The organism is Lentzea pudingi (assembly GCF_014646255.1).
GTDB lineage: Bacteria > Actinomycetota > Actinomycetes > Mycobacteriales > Pseudonocardiaceae > Lentzea > Lentzea pudingi.
The window spans coordinates 86,759-101,273 of record NZ_BMNC01000015.1; the positions used below are offsets into that span (position 1 = coordinate 86,759).

Genomic DNA, 14,515 nt, shown 5'->3' on the forward strand with positions numbered 1-14,515 from the left:
CCGTACAGCAAAAGGCCCCCGGTTCGCCGCCGGGGGCCTTTCCGCGTTCTCAGAAACCCTTGCCGTGCAGGTCCACCGGCAGTGCGACGAGCCGGTGGTTCATGTCGGCCTTCTGCCACTCCAGGTCCTCCTCCGCGACGGCGAGCCGCGCGGCCGGGAAGCGCCGGGTCAGTTCCTCGAACGCCGTGGTCAGCTCGATGCGCGCGAGCGGGGCGCCTAGGCAGCGGTGGATCCCGTACCCGAACGCGAGGTGCGCGTTGTCGGTCCGCGTGAAGTCGAGCGCGTCGGGATCGGTGAACAACGTCTCGTCGCGGTTCGCCGAGTTCGTCGACACGAACACCGCGTCACCCTGGGGGATCGTGACGCCGAACAGCGTCACGTCCTCCGTCGCGATCCGCGGCAGACCGGTGGTGTCGTTGGTGGACAACGTGATCCAGCGCAGCAGCTCCTCGACCGCCGCCGGCACCTCGTCCGGCCGTTCGCCGAGCCGCACCCACTCGTCGCGGTGGTGCCCCAGCAGCGTCAGGACCGAGCTGGCCAGGTGACAGGCCGTGGAGTCGCCACCCGCGCCCAGCAACGTGTATCCGAGGCCGATGAGCTCACCGACCTCGAGCTTGTCGTCGCCGATCCGCGCCTCGGTCAGGGCCGACAGCACGTCGTCACCGGGCGCGGCCATCTTGCCGAACACGAGCCCGGCCATGAACTCGCCGAGCTGCTCCCCCGCCGCGGCGGCCAGCTCCGGCGCGTCGACGGCGGCGAACTCGCGGATCAGCCGTGCGAACGTGTCGCGGTCGCCGGCGGGCACACCCAACAGGTCGCTGATCGCGATGATGGCCAGGGGGAACGTGAACTTGCCGAGCAGGTCGACGGGACCTTCCAGCGCCTCTTCGTCCGCCCGGTCCAGCAACTCTGTCACGAGCTGCTGGATTCTCGGTCGCATGGACTCGATCCGGTCGACCGAGAACGCCTGCGACACCAGGTCCCGCAACCGGGTGTGCGCGGGCGGGTCCAGCGAGATGATCATTCCGGGCGGCGCCTGGAACAGTCCGGGGAAGGTCGGCGCGGCCGGTTCGTAGGACGCCGCGCGGGAGAACCGCACGTCGTCGAGCACCACGCGGACCGAGTCCTGGGTGGTGGCGATCCAGCAGTGACCACCGCCGTTCGCGGGCAGGCGCACGACAGGACTCGACGCGCGGAAACCGGCGAACTCCGGCGCCGGACCGCGGTAGCTGGATCCGGGGACGGGAAAGGAAACCACCGTGCGCTCCTCGTCATGTCGGTTGGTGTTTCCGCAGGTTAGGAGCCCTGACCTGAAGCACGATCTAGTGCCGTTCGAGTGACCGGGTGAACGCTGAGCGTGATCAGCCATTCAGGCGAACCACCCACTCCGGGAGATCCACATGACCATCCTCGTCACGGGGGCGCGCGGCAACGTCGGCCGTCGCGTGCTTCAGCGGCTCTACGCGGCCGGTCACAGCCTCCGCGCCTCCGGCCGCAATCCCGCCGAGCTCGAAGTCCCAGAAGGTGTGGAGACCGTCGCTCTCGACCTCAACGACCCGGAGACGTTCGTCGCGGCCCTCGCCGGTGTCTCCAAGGTCCTGCTCTACGCGGAGCCGGACGGCATCGTGAAGTTCCTCGACGAGGCCGAGAAGGCCGGCGTCGAGCAGGTCGTGCTGCTGTCGTCGAACACCGTCGGCCTGCCGGGCGCCGAGAAGGACCCGCTGGCACACCACCACGTGCTCGTCGAAGAGGCCGTGGTCGCCTCGGGCCTGAACTACACCATCCTGCGGCCCGGCGCTTTCATGAGCAACGCGTTCGGCTGGAGCTACTCGCTGCAGCAGGGCGACACGATCGACCAGGTCTTCCCCGAGGCGCAGGTGGCCCCGGTGCACGAGGACGACATCGCCGACGTGGCCGTGGTCGCGTTGACGGAGAAGAAGCTGCGGGACGAGATCGTCGACCTCACCGGGCCCGAGTCGCTGACGTTCCGCCAGGAGCTGGAGATCGTCGGTGACGTGCTCGGCCGCAAGCTCGTGATCAACGGGCTGACGCGGGAGGAGGGTGAGGCGCAGATGAGCAACTTCGTGCCCCCGCCCGTGCTCACCTCACTGCTCAACCAGTGGGAGGCCGCCGTCGGTGTCGTCGCGGACACCAGCGCCACGGCCGAGCGGATCACCGGCAAGCCGGCCCGCACCTTCCGCCAGTGGGTGGAAGAGCACGCTGCTTTCCTCGTTTGATCCTTGGGCGTGACTCGTGCCTCTGGAGCCGGGATGAGGGCGGCGGACCCACCCCGGCTCCGGTCGCGCGTCACACGCGGGACATCGTGAACGTGATGTTCGAGGTGCCCAGGTTGGTGCCGTCCGCGAGGAAGAACGTGGACGGGCCGGCGCTGGTGAAGCTGTTCGGTCCACTTTGGACGGCGTCCTGGTCGAAGTCGACGTACGCGAAGTAGGCGCCGTTCTCGTCGTAGACCTTCTCGCCGCGGAACTTGAAGTGGAACTTGTTCAGACCGGTGACCCACCAGGTGCCCTGCGTGGTGGTGTTCTGCTCGTTGGTGACGAACACCTTGCCGTTGGCCTTGAACTGCAGCTGCGTCGGGTGGTCGCCGTCCGTGCGGGTCACGTAGCCGGTCCAGCTGCCGACCGGTGTGCATGTCGCGTTCGCCGCGGTCGCCATGCCGGACAAGGCAAGCAGGACCACGGCCGTGATCGCTCCTATGCGCGCGAAGAAGGCCGAACGTTTCGGAGTGAACGTCTGCATCTGTGTGGCTCCTGATCCAGGTGGCGTGCGACGGACGCGCGCAACCGTGGACGACTCCTCTCGACGCAAACTTCAGAACGACTCGAACACGTCGTTTTCCGCTGCGGCCCAAGCTCATCTCGACCCGGGTAACGCAAAGTTTTCGTTACTCATGAGCTGACAGGGAGGACGCCGTGGCCGAACGCGAGACAGAGCTCTGCGAGCTGTTCGGGGAGGTGCTCGGGGTACCGGGGATCGAGCCGGACGACCACTTCTTCGATCTGGGGGGTCATTCGCTGCTGGCGTCGAAGCTCGTCAAGCAGGTCCACGAGCGGTACGGCGTCCGCGTCCCGTTGCGCAGCTTCTACGAGGACCCGACGGCACGTGCCGTCGCCAAGCAGCTGGACCAGGCAGCCTAGGAGTTCGAGATGCGATGGAATGACCTGTACATCGCCGGTGTGGGCACATACCTGCCCGAGCAGGTCGAGACGGTGGACGACGCCATCGCGGCCGGCCGGTACACAGAAGAGAAGAAGGCCATGAACGGCTATCGGGAGCTGCGGGTCGCCGCTCCCGGTGAGACCGGACCCGTCATGGCCGCGAAGGCCGGCCTGGAAGCGGTGGAGCGCTCCGGGCTGAGCCCGCTCGACTTCGGCCTGACCGTGCATGCCTCCCTGTCGCACCAAGGGCTCGACCTGTGGACGCCGGCGAGTTACGTGCAGGCCAACACCGTCGGCGGCACCGGGCCCGCGTTCGAGGTCAAGCAGGGCTGCAACGGCCTGATGGCCGCGGTGGACCTGGCTGCCTCGTACCTCTCCTCGCACCGGGACCTGCCGGCGGCGCTGGTGACCGCGGGCGACGCGTTCCACCTCCCGTACTTCGACCGGTGGGCCTCGGAGGAGCAGAACGTGAACGGGGACGGCGCGGGGGCGCTCGTCCTGTCGAACCGTTCCGGCTTCGCCCGGATCCGCTCGATCCACTCGCACTCCGACTCGACGCTCGAGCAGATGTCGCGCGGCTTCCAGCCGTGGACCACGGGGCCGTTCGCGGACGGCCAGACCCTGCAGCTCAGCAGCGGTGTCGAGGACTTCCTGCAGAACGCCGACGTCGACCTCGACGACATGATCGCGCGCATCGGCGGTGGCGTGCGGCACTCGCTCAAGATGGCGCTGTACGAGGCGGAGATCGAGCTCGCGGACGCCCGCTTCTTCCTGCACCAGCAGCTCGCGGAGACCATCGTCACGCACGGCATCTGCGGCCTGCTGGGCGTCGACCGCGCCTCCACCACGTACGACTGGGCCAAGCAGTACAGCATGGTCGGCACCGCGGACGTCGCCCTGGGACTCGACCACGTGCTGGCCGAGCGCGACCCGAAGCCCGGCGACCTGATCGTCCTGCAGTCCTCCGGCGCGGGCTACGTCTGGACCGCGGCCGTGATCGAGATCCTCGAAGTGCCTTCCTGGGTCTGACGAACTCGTGAAAGGGCCGGGCTCACCTTGCGAGCCCGGCCCTTCTCGCGTTCAGACGTAGAGCGACTTCGAGGTCCAGTCCGGCTCCGGCAACGCCTTGCGGTCGGTCTTGCCGTTGGTGGTGATCGGCAGTTCGTCGAGCACGACGAACCCGGCCGGCACCATGTGCTCGGGCATGCTCGCGCGCATGTGGGCTTTCAGCGCCCGCTTGTCCAGCTCCTCGCCGGACTTCACGACCCACGCGATCAGCCTGCGGTCACCGCTGGGGTGCACGCGGAGGCTGACGGCGGCGGTGCGCACCTGCGGGTGCTCGGTCAGCGCGTTCTCGACCTCGCCCGGTTCGATCCGGAACCCGCGCAGCTTGAACTGGTCGTCGATGCGGCCGAGGAACTCGACCACGCCGTCCGCGCGCTTCCGGCCCTGGTCGCCCGTGCGGTAGTAGCGCTCGCCGTTCCAGCTGCCGCGCACGAACTTCTCGTCCGTGAGGTCCTGGCGCTTCCAGTAACCGCGCGCGACCTGTGCGCCGCCGATCCACAGCTCACCGTCGGCGCCTTCGGGGACCGGCTTTCCGTCCGCGACGACGACAACTTCGACGTTCTGCAGCTGCGTGCCGATCGGCACCGCGCCGCCGAGGTCCTCGTCCGCGCCGATGCGGTGGCAGGTGGCGAACGTCGTGGTCTCGGTGGGCCCGTAGCCGTTGACGATCTGCAGCTCCGGCACCGATTCGCGCAGCTTGCGCACGTGCGGCACGGACACGACGTCCCCGCCGGTCAGCACGGTGTGCAGGCCCTTGAACGCGTCGGCGTCGACGTCGATCTGCCGGTGGAACAGCGCCGCCGTCAACCACAGGACGCTGATCTCGTTGGACCGCAACAGGTCCCCCAGCTCCTCCGCCTGCACCACGCCGGGCGGGGCGAGCACGACCCGCGCGCCGTTGAGCAGCGCGCCCCAGATCTCGAACGTGGCCGCGTCGAACGCGACCGGCGCGAGCTGCAGCACCCGGTCGTCCGGGGTGATGTCGGCGTAGTTGGGCGCGGTGACGAGGTTCGTGATGTTGCGGTGCTCGACCATCACCGACTTGGGCCGGCCCGTCGACCCCGACGTGTACATCAGGTAGGCCAGGTCCTCCGGCGCCACGACCGGAAGCTCCACAGTGGACTTCAGAGTGGGCGGCGGGACCTTCAGGGTCGTGTAGCCGGCGAAGAACCGGCCGATGACCAGGGACACGTCGGCGTCCGCGAGCATCATGGAGACCCGCGACTCCGGGTCCTCCTGGTCGATCGGCACGTAGGCGGCACCCGCCTTGAGCACCCCCAGCAGTGCCACGACGAGCTGCGGCGACCGTTCCAGGCACACCGCGACCCTGTCGCCGGGCCGCACCCCGGACTCGACGAGCTCACCGGCCAGGGCGTCCGACCACCTGTCCAGCTCGGCATAGCTCAGGGAACCCCGTTCCGCGGACAGCGCGACCGCGCCTGGCGTCCTCGCCGCCCGGCAGCGGAACGCGTCGGTCACCGATGCAGACATGCCCCAGCTCCTCTCGCTTTCCCCCATCCTGCGCAAGCCGCCTCGACTCCCCCTCGGGTCACAACTGGCGCTACAGGGGTGTTTGAGCTGCCCGAACAACACTCAGCGCGTCCGCTGCCGCATCAATCGGAGGCGAAATCCCCCATGAACGTCCGCAAGAAGGCACTGGCCGCCGTAGCCGCCGTCGCACTGGCAGTCCCCGTCGTCGCCGCCGCTGGTGCCACCGCGAAGCCGAACTTCGAGAACGCCCTCGTCGGCCGCTGGGACCTCACGGTCACCATCCACATCGAGGAACCGCCGCTGCTCACACCGCTGTTCTGCGACTTCACCGCCGACTACCAGCTGCACTGCGTCACCAAGCCGGGCTACCCCGACGAGCTCGAGGGCCGTGGCGTCTGGACGGCCCAGAAGGACGGGCAGTTCAGCTTCTGGATCACCCACCACGCGCACCGGGACGCCAACGGCAACCCGGTCGGGTCGATCAACGCGAGCCACCTGGGCAAGATCAGCGCCAACAAGAAGAAGTTCACGACCAAGGCGCACACGTACATCAACATGAACGACGGCACCCCGTGGCAGGGGCCCGTCGACGTCGATGGTGACGCGAAGCGCATCTGAAGTCCCGCAACGCGAGAGGCCCCTTTCCCTGCGGGGAGGGGGCCTTTTCGATTTGCTGGGTTGCGTTTGTTGGTGCCGGTTCCAGCGGGGTTGGTCGCGTCCCTGGGGCACGGTCGCCTTGCGAGGGTGCTCGCGCGGGTCATGACGGATCAAGGGCTAGCGATTGGGGCTTGACCTTGAGCCTCTGGCGGGATGCGTAGACGGCCGGAAAAAGGCCGGGCTGAAAAGCGCCCGGCCGTGCCCGTGAGGGTGGCATCCCGCCCCCTCAAGGTAAAGCCCCAATCGCCATTCACTGGGCCCACCGGAACCAAGGTGCACGAGGTTCACACGGCTCGCTACGCATCGCCACGCCAGGACTCGTAGATGGCTGGCCTGCGTTGCTGGCTGACCGGTTGGCACCGCGCGCCGGGCTTGCGTCGAGGTCGGCCTGCGCTGGCGAGTGCGGGTGGTAGCGCGCGCCAGATTTGCGTCGAGGTCGGCCTGCATCGACGACTTCCGGCTGGCACCGCGCGCCGGGCTTGCGTCGAGTCGGCCTGCGTTGACGGCTTCCGGTTGGCACCGCGCGCCGGGCTTGCGTCGAGGTCGGCCTACGTTGGCGAGTGCGGTTGGCACCACGCGCCAGGCCCGCGTCGAGGTCGGCCTGCGTCGACGACTTCCGGCTGGCACCACGCGCCCGCCCCGCGTCGTACTCAAACCTCATCAGCGACTTCCACAGGCACCGCACGCAGCCCCTGAAACGCCCTGAGGCCCCAGGCGCATCGCCTGGGGCCTCAGGATTCCAGCGGGAGAACTACGCCTTGGCGGTGTCCTCAGCGCCCTCTTCGGCGCCTTCCTCGGCCGGCGCGCCCCACTCCTCCTGCTTCAGCCAGCGAGGCAGGAAGGAGGCGAGCAGCAACGCCAGGGCGGCGAAGCCGAAGCCGACGTACAGCGTGGTGCGGAACGCGTCCGTGAAGGACTGGCCCGCGGCCTGGTGCGTGTACTTGTCGGCGATCGCCTTGGCCTGCGGGTCGGCCTGGACCGCACCACACGCCGCAGCGTCCGGCGTGCCGGAGAACGTGCTGGCGGCACAGGTCTGGAAGGCGCCCGCCAGTTCGGTGGCCCTGGCGTCGGCGACACCGGCCGCCACGATCTCCTGGCGGAACTGCGGGGCCAGCGACTCCGCGTTGGTCGCGCCGTTGGAGGCCAGCGGCGCGAAGAACGCCAGCGTCACGACCGAGATGCCGACCGCGAAGCCGAGCTGCTGCTTGGTGTTGATCAGGCCGGATGCCGCACCCGCGTCCTCGTGCGGCACCTCCTGCAGGGCGAACAGCGCGATCGGGGTCGCGGTCATGCCGAAACCGAGACCGATCAGGAGCAGCCCGGGCACGAGACCCCAGCTGGTGATGTCGGGGCTGATCGAGAACAGCAGCACCGCGACACCGATGGCGATCACGACGGCGCCGGCCTGCAGGACGGCGCGACCGAACTTCGGCACCAGCGCGATGACCGAGGCCGACGCGGTGATGAAGGCGCCGATGCAGAACGCCAGCAGCGTGACACCGGTCCGCAGCGGCGAGAAGCCCAGGCCCTCCTGCAGGTACAGGTAGAGGGCCAGCATGAACATGCCGGTGAAGCTGAACATGCCCAGCATCAGCGCGAGGGCCGCGGAGAAGCTGCGGGACTTGAACAGGTTCAGCGGCACGAGGGGCATGCCGTCCTTGCGGTCCTTGGCCTTCTCGTAGGCGACGAAGCCGATGAAGCCGATGACGGAGGCGGCCATCAGCACGAAGCCCCACGCCGGCCAGTGCAGCTCACGGCCGAAGGTGAGCGGGAACAGCAGAGCGGTGAGGCTGACCGTCGCGATGACGACACCGATCAGGTCGAGGCGGATGCGGCTCGGGGCCTTCGACTCGTTGATGTACTTCCAGCCGAGGACGTAGCCGAGGATGCCGATCGGCACGTTGACCAGGAAGATCGTCCGCCAGCTCCAGTCGAAGACGTTCCAGGCGACCAGGAGGCCACCGACGAGCGGCGCGATGGTGGCCGCGAGACCACCGATGGTGCCCTGGATGGCGAAGACCGCGCCCTTCTCCTTGTCGGGGAAGGTGACGTGGATGATCGACATGACCTGCGGGACCATCAGGCCGGCCGCGAGACCCTGCGCGAGGCGGGAGGCCACGAGCATCTCGGGGTTGGTCGCGATACCGCACAGGAACGACGTGACGACGAAGGCGAGCACGCCGAGCTGGAACATGCGGCGACGGCCGTAGATGTCGCCGAGTCGGCCACCGGTGATCAGTGTGAGCGCGAACGCGAACACGTATCCGGCGGTGATCCACTGCAGCTGCACGAAGCTCGCGCCCATGCCGTGCTGGATCGCGGGAAGTGCGACGTTGACGATGCTGCCGTCCAGCATGTCCATGAACGTCGCGACGGTCATGATGATGAACGCGATCCAGCGCCGCGGGTCGGCCGCTGCCGGCGCGTCAACGACCGGAGCCGCCTGCGCGCCGGCAGTCGCCGACGGCGACTCCAGGTCGTGGTTGGTGTTGGTGGAGGTCACGATTTCTCCTCAGAGGACTTGATTTCGCTGCGCACGACAGGCGATGGCTCAGGACTACTCGTTGTGGCGGAAAGCCGGTCGAGTTGAACGAGGTCCCACCTCCTGCCTGAAAACGACTGCCGGTCGATGACCTTCAGGGTGATCCCCTCCGCTTGAGTCCCGGTCAGGTCGCGGCGGAGCGTTTGGCGCGCATGCCGAAGGCCCTGGTGCCGGGGAGATGGGCACCAGGGCCTTACGACTTCCGGGTCAGCCGAGGACCGACGCCGGATAGGTGCGCACGGACGCGGTCTCGTACCGCAGCGCCACGTGGCTGGAGCAGCTCACCACGTCACGCCAGAACCGTTGCAGCGCACCGCCTTCCGCGAGCCCGCTGGTGCCGGCGGCCCGCACCAGGCCGCCCACCGCGTCGACCAGCACCTCGGCGACGTAGGCGACGTTGCGCTCGTTGCGCGCCATCGCCGCCGGGGTGAACTCGCGGTCGTCGAGCACCGCGGCGTTCTGCTCCACGAGCAGCCTCGCCGATTCCACCTGACCCGACGCGCGGACCAGGTCGACCGCGTTCATCACGGACTGCTTCTTCCCCGACAGCACCGCGATGCACGCGTCCAGTGCCCCCATCGCCGCACCGACGGCCGGAGCGACGAACGTGAGGCCGCCGACCGCCTGGAACGGGACGTTGTGGCTCGGCACCGGCGACCAGCTGGTGCCCTTGAGCAGATCCACCCGGTCGAACGAGAGGTGCGACGGCACGAGGACGTCGTCCACCACGACGGAGTGGCTGCTGGTCGCCTTCATGCCGACGCTGTCCCACGTCTCGAGGACGGTGAAGTCCTTGCGCGGCACCGCGAAGAAGCGGCCTTCCTCGCCGACCATGCCGCACAGCAGCGCCCAGTCGGCGAAGTCCACGCCGCTGACGTAGAGCCAGCGGCCGCTCAGGCGGTGGCCGCCGTCGACGACCGTGCCCTTGCCCATGGGCGGCTGGCCGGTCACGACGAACGTGTCCGGGCCGGACGCCCAGATCTCGTCCTGGCCCTCCCGCGACAACAGCCCCGCGAACCGCGACGAGAGCGCGGACAGCGAGGCGCACCACGCCGTTGACGCGCACCCCTGCCCGACGGTGAAGACGGCCTCGGTCAGCTCGGCGAACGAACCTTCCGCGCCACCCCGTTCGGCTGCGACGAAGTGCCGCGCGAACCCGGCGTCGCGCAGTGCCTCCACGACCTCGGGAGCGAGCTTGCGGGTGGCGTCGGCCTGCGCCGCGTGTTCCGCGGCGATCAGCTTCACCTTCTCCGCGGCTGCGGCCAGTCCGGTGTTCTGAGCAGTCACCTCGTCACCTCCTGGAGAAGCGGTTCTACGCGGCCTGGACGGGCAGGTCGCGGTGGATCGTGCGGGACTTGGTGTAGAGCTTTCCGTCGATGCGCACGAGCACGTCCTCGATGGAGAACGTCGGCTCGAAGCTGACGACGCCCTCGGCGGTCGTGCGGGTGACGAGCGACGCGTAGCTGACGTTCAGCGTGTTCTCGTCGACCTCTTCGATCAGGTAGTGGTCGTTCCAGTGCCGCACGGCGACGCCCTTGTAACGGGGCAGCGCGGCGCTTGCGCCGGCGATCAGGGCCGCCCGGCCCTCGACCTTCTCGCTCCGGTGGGCGTGGTCGGTGACCCCGTCCTCGGTGAACGTCTGGGCGTAGCCCTCCACGTCCAACGCGTCGAGCAGCCGCATCTGCTGGGCGTAGAACGTCTGGACCTCGATGTGGACCGCAACATTGACAGGGGACACGACAACTCCTCGGTCTGCCGGTTTGGCTACCGCGAATATGGGTGCGGGCGCTGGACATCCGGTCGAGCCGTCCTGGTTCGACCCCGGTTCCAGGTGGGGTCGAGACGAACCGGGCACGGTCGTCGGTGACATCTCCCCTATCTATTGCGCGAGGAGGGCCACATGGCCTCAACTCCCGATGTCGCCAAGTTGGTGACGGTCGAGGCGACGATCGAGCAGGCGTTCGCGATCTTCGCGTCGAAGCCGATCGAGTGGTGGCCGGAGTCGCACGTGTTCGTGAAGGACCGCCAGGCGATCACGATCGAACCGTTCGTCGGCGGGCGCTACTTCGAGCGCGGCGCGGACGGCGAGGAGATCGCCTGGGGCACCATCACCGAGTGGGATCCGCCCAAGCGCCTCGTGATGACGTGGCGGGTCGGCCCGTACTGGCAGCCGATCTTCGACGACGAGAAGGCCTCGTTCATCAAGGTGGACTTCGAGGTCGTCGGGCCGACGACGACGAAGGTCACGCTGACGCACGCCGACCTGCACCGCCACGGTGACATCGCCGAGGGCATCCACAAGGCGCTCGACGGCCCGTCGCCCGGCGAGACGCTGGAGACGTACGCCCGCGTCATCGAGAAGCACGTCCCGAAGGCTGCCTGAGAGGCCCGGAACCCTCTCAGGCAAACGAAACGGCCGCCCCAAGCCTCCGGGGCGGCCGTTTCTTCGCGCTGTCTAGGCTCCGAGCTCGAGCGCCTCGTCGTGCGTGCGGTCGACGACGCTCTTGACGTCGACGATCCGGCCGAGCTGCTTGATCAGCTGGACGACCGTGCGGCCGGGTTGCAGGTCCACGACGACGTCGAGACGGGACAGGTCACCCCGCTCGGCCGGCGCGAGGCTCAGCGACTCGACGTCGACGCCCCGGCTGGAGAACAGCACCACGATCCGTGCCAGCGCTCCCGGTTCGTTGCGCAGCAACAGGGAAAGCGAATGTCTGGTCATCACTCTTCCTCGTCGAACAGGGGCCGGATGCCCCGCGCGGCCATGATCTCGTCGTTGCCCGTGCCCGCGGCGACCATCGGCCAGACCTGGGCGTCCTGTCCCACCACGAAGTCGACGACGACGGGCCGGTCGCGGACCGCCATCGCCTCGAGGATGGTCCCGTCCACTTCGGACTGGCTCTCGCACCGCAGCCCGACGCAGCCGAGCGCGTCGGCCAGCTTCACGAAGTCGGGGTGGCGCTGGTGCGTGCCGAGCCGGGTGTTGGAGTACCGGCCCTCGTAGAACAGGGTCTGCCACTGGCGGACCATGCCGAGGTTGCCGTTGTTGATGATCGCGACCTTGATCGGGATGCCTTCGGCGGCACACGTCGCGAGCTCCTGGTTGGTCATCTGGAAGCAGCCGTCGCCGTCGATGGCCCACACCGTGCGGTCCGGCGCTCCCGCCTGCGCGCCCATCGCCGCCGGCACGGCGAAGCCCATCGTGCCCGCGCCGCCGGAGTTGATGAACGAGCCGGGGCGTTCGTACTTCACGAACTGCGCGGCCCACATCTGGTGCTGGCCGACGCCCGCGGTGTAGATGGCCTCCGGGCCGGTGAGCTTGCTGATCCGTTCGATCACGTACTGCGGGGCGAGCGCGCCGTCCGTGGGCCAGTCGTAGCCGAGCGGGTAGGTGGCGAGCAGGCCGCCGAGGTAGTTCCACCAGCCGGCGAGGTCGGTTTTCCGCGTGATGACCGCTGAGAGCGCTGCCATGACGTCGCGGCAGTCGCCGACGATGCCGACGTCCGCCTTGCGGTTCTTGGAGATCTCGGCGGGGTCGATGTCGGCGTGGATCACCGCGGCGTGCGGGGCGAACTCCGGCAGCAACCCCGTGACGCGGTCGTCGAACCGGGTCCCCAGCGCGATCAGCAGGTCGGCCCGTTGCAGCGCGGCGACGGCGGGCACCGTGCCGTGCATGCCGGGCATCCCCAGGTGCAGCGGGTGCGAGTCGGGGAACGCGCCGCGGGCCATGAGCGTGGTGACGACCGGGATCCCGGTCTTCTCCGCGAGTTTCCGGAGCTCGGGCGCCGCACCGCTGCGGATCACACCGCCGCCGACGTAGAACACCGGCCGTTTCGAGCTGCCGATGAGCTGGGCGGCGTTGCGGATCTGCACCGGCGAGAGCACCGGGCGCGGCTGGGCGGCCGGCTTCACGGGTGTGTAGGTGGTGGCGGTGGCCAGCACGTCCTTGGGCAGGTCCACCAGCACCGGGCCCGGCCGCCCGCTCGCCGCGAGCTGGAACGCCTCGGCGATCACGCGGGGGATGTCAGCCGGGTCGTGCACCTGGTAGCTGTGTTTCGTGATCGGGAGCGTGATGCTGCGGATGTCCGCCTCCTGGAAGGCGTCCGTCCCGATCACCGACCTGTTGACCTGGCCGGTGATCGCCACGATCGGCACCGAGTCCATGTACGCGTCCGCCAGTGGTGTCACCAGGTTCGTCGCACCGGGTCCCGAAGTCGCCATGCAGACGCCCACTCGTCCGGTCGCCTGCGCGTACCCCTGGGCGGCGTGCCCGGCGCCTTGCTCGTGCCGCACCAGGACGTGCCGGATCTTCGAGTCGTACAACGGGTCGTAGGCGGGAAGGATCGCACCGCCCGGCATTCCGAAGATCACCTCGCAGCCGACGTCCTCGAGCGCCTTGATCAACGCACCTGCACCGGTGGTGTCCACGGTTGCTCCCCGAACTGATCTCAGCCCGCGAGCTGGCGCTCCAGCTGGCGAGGCGACAACGGCTTGTCGAGCGACGGCTCGGAGCTCAGGATCGCCCGCTGCAACTGACGCAGCCTTTCGGACGGCTCAAGCCCCAGCTCCTCGATCAACGTGTCGCGCAGGGACTGGTAGGCCTCCAGCGACTTCCACTGCCGTCCCGCCCGGTAGAGCGCGAGCATGTACTGCGCACAGAGGTTCTCGTGCATCGGGTGCTGCGCGGTGAGCACCGACAGCTCGGACAGCAGCGACTGGTGCTTGCCCAGCTGCAGGTCGGCCTCGATGCGGGTCTCCAGCACGCCGAGGCGGCTCTCCTGCAAACGGGTGACCTCCATGCCGAGCCGGACGCCGATCTGCACGTCCACCAGCACCGGTCCGCGCCACACCTCGGCGGCGCTGCGCAGCAAACGGCTCGCGGACTCCAGGTCACCGACCTCGAACGCGCGCTGACCCGCACTCGCGAGCCGCTCGTAGCTGCGGACGTCGACGCTCTCCGGCGGAACGTCCAGCATGTAGCCGCCGTAGCGGGTCACCAGAACGTTCTTCGCGACACCGGGACCCTCTCCCGGCATGGCCGCCTCGATGCGCCGGCGGACCTGCAGCACGTAGGTCTGCAAAGTCGTGAGTGCGCTGCGTGGGGGTGTCATTCCCCAGAGCTCTTCGATCAACGTCGGAACCGTCACCACGTGCCCCGCCTGAAGGCCGAGCAGCGAGAGCACCTGCCTGGGCTTCACCGCGCTCGGTGCGATCGAGACGCCGTTCTCCCGTGCCTCCAGCGGTCCCAGAACCTTGATCTCCATTGGAGCCTCCCCTGCTCTGCGGCGGACGACTTGGTCGTGCCATCAAGTTCACCTGAGCGGGGCTATCGGACGCCACGTATGCCGCCATGACTCTCGGATGGCGAACTACTGCGCCCGGCGTGAGAAATTCATATACTCGGACGAACCCAAACCGTCCCGGCCGGTAATCGTCCGACCACATGCCGTGACGGTTACTCAGAAATACTCGTCCATTGGCATGACATTGAGTCGCGAGTCAATGCGACTTCGCATTCTGAACCGATTCAGTTGCCGTCCTGAACTGCCTTCCCTTGTCTAGTATTCGGCCTGGGCGAGCG

At 68.5% G+C, this 14,515-nt stretch carries 14 protein-coding genes; 5 read left to right on the plus strand and 9 right to left on the minus strand.

Annotation, left to right across the window (positions count from 1 at the left end; all coding sequences use genetic code 11):
* Positions 1 to 49: 49 nt before the first annotated feature.
* The gene (locus IEY88_RS35190) at positions 50 to 1,258 is read right to left on the minus strand and encodes a cytochrome P450 (RefSeq protein WP_189159233.1); all 1,209 of its coding nucleotides are present in this window, start codon (positions 1,256 to 1,258) and stop codon (positions 50 to 52) included.
* A 142-nt stretch (positions 1,259 to 1,400) separates the two neighbouring features.
* On the opposite strand from IEY88_RS35190, the gene IEY88_RS35195 reads away from it, so the two are divergent.
* Positions 1,401 to 2,237: an NAD(P)H-binding protein gene (locus IEY88_RS35195; protein WP_189159234.1), complete on the plus strand. Its 837-nt coding sequence runs from the start codon at positions 1,401 to 1,403 to the stop codon at positions 2,235 to 2,237.
* Positions 2,238 to 2,307: 70 nt separating this feature from the next.
* On the opposite strand, the gene IEY88_RS35200 is transcribed toward IEY88_RS35195, so the two are convergent.
* A complete protein-coding gene (locus IEY88_RS35200; RefSeq protein ID WP_189159235.1) occupies positions 2,308 to 2,760 on the minus strand; it encodes a hypothetical protein in 453 nt (150 codons plus the stop codon).
* A 173-nt stretch (positions 2,761 to 2,933) separates the two neighbouring features.
* On the opposite strand from IEY88_RS35200, the gene IEY88_RS35205 reads away from it, so the two are divergent.
* Positions 2,934 to 3,158 carry an acyl carrier protein gene (locus IEY88_RS35205; RefSeq protein ID WP_189159236.1) on the plus strand — a complete coding sequence of 75 codons (225 nt, stop codon included), beginning with the start codon at positions 2,934 to 2,936 and terminating at the stop codon, positions 3,156 to 3,158.
* 9 nt (positions 3,159 to 3,167) lie between these two features.
* The gene (locus IEY88_RS35210; protein WP_189159237.1) at positions 3,168 to 4,208 is read left to right on the plus strand and encodes a ketoacyl-ACP synthase III family protein; all 1,041 of its coding nucleotides are present in this window, start codon (positions 3,168 to 3,170) and stop codon (positions 4,206 to 4,208) included.
* A gap of 51 nt (positions 4,209 to 4,259) precedes the next feature.
* Here IEY88_RS35210 and IEY88_RS35215 read toward each other — a convergent pair whose 3' ends face one another.
* On the minus strand, positions 4,260 to 5,735 hold the full coding sequence (locus tag IEY88_RS35215) for an amino acid adenylation domain-containing protein (protein WP_189159238.1): 1,476 nt from the start codon (positions 5,733 to 5,735) through the stop codon (positions 4,260 to 4,262).
* A gap of 144 nt (positions 5,736 to 5,879) precedes the next feature.
* On the opposite strand from IEY88_RS35215, the gene IEY88_RS35220 reads away from it, so the two are divergent.
* Entirely contained in the window at positions 5,880 to 6,353 is a 474-nt protein-coding gene (locus IEY88_RS35220) for a hypothetical protein (protein WP_189159239.1), read from the plus strand.
* Positions 6,354 to 7,143: 790 nt separating this feature from the next.
* Here IEY88_RS35220 and IEY88_RS35225 read toward each other — a convergent pair.
* The 3 genes from IEY88_RS35225 to IEY88_RS35235 all read right to left on the minus strand — a co-directional run bounded on the left by IEY88_RS35225 (position 7,144) and on the right by IEY88_RS35235 (position 10,672).
* Positions 7,144 to 8,895: an MFS transporter gene (locus tag IEY88_RS35225; RefSeq protein WP_189159240.1), complete on the minus strand. Its 1,752-nt coding sequence runs from the start codon at positions 8,893 to 8,895 to the stop codon at positions 7,144 to 7,146.
* A gap of 246 nt (positions 8,896 to 9,141) precedes the next feature.
* Positions 9,142 to 10,221: an acyl-CoA dehydrogenase family protein gene (locus IEY88_RS35230; protein ID WP_189159241.1), complete on the minus strand. Its 1,080-nt coding sequence runs from the start codon at positions 10,219 to 10,221 to the stop codon at positions 9,142 to 9,144.
* A gap of 25 nt (positions 10,222 to 10,246) precedes the next feature.
* Complete coding sequence (locus IEY88_RS35235) at positions 10,247 to 10,672, minus strand: nuclear transport factor 2 family protein (protein WP_036013177.1); 426 nt, start codon at positions 10,670 to 10,672, stop codon at positions 10,247 to 10,249.
* A 162-nt stretch (positions 10,673 to 10,834) separates the two neighbouring features.
* Here IEY88_RS35235 and IEY88_RS35240 point away from each other — a divergent pair, with 162 nt between their 5' ends.
* A complete protein-coding gene (locus IEY88_RS35240) occupies positions 10,835 to 11,317 on the plus strand; it encodes an SRPBCC domain-containing protein (protein ID WP_189159243.1) in 483 nt (160 codons plus the stop codon).
* Between the two features lie 72 nt (positions 11,318 to 11,389).
* On the opposite strand, the gene ilvN is transcribed toward IEY88_RS35240, so the two are convergent.
* Genes ilvN through IEY88_RS35255 form a run of 3 tightly spaced genes read right to left on the minus strand, consistent with a single transcriptional unit; the run spans position 11,390 to position 14,198 of the window.
* The gene (gene ilvN / locus IEY88_RS35245; RefSeq protein ID WP_189159244.1) at positions 11,390 to 11,656 is read right to left on the minus strand and encodes an acetolactate synthase small subunit; all 267 of its coding nucleotides are present in this window, start codon (positions 11,654 to 11,656) and stop codon (positions 11,390 to 11,392) included.
* Positions 11,656 to 13,362 carry an acetolactate synthase large subunit gene (locus IEY88_RS35250; RefSeq protein WP_189159245.1) on the minus strand — a complete coding sequence of 569 codons (1,707 nt, stop codon included), beginning with the start codon at positions 13,360 to 13,362 and terminating at the stop codon, positions 11,656 to 11,658. The genes ilvN and IEY88_RS35250 overlap by 1 nt, the downstream gene beginning before the upstream one ends.
* A gap of 20 nt (positions 13,363 to 13,382) precedes the next feature.
* Complete coding sequence (locus IEY88_RS35255) at positions 13,383 to 14,198, minus strand: AfsR/SARP family transcriptional regulator (RefSeq protein ID WP_189159246.1); 816 nt, start codon at positions 14,196 to 14,198, stop codon at positions 13,383 to 13,385.
* Between the last annotated feature and the right edge of the window lie 317 nt (positions 14,199 to 14,515).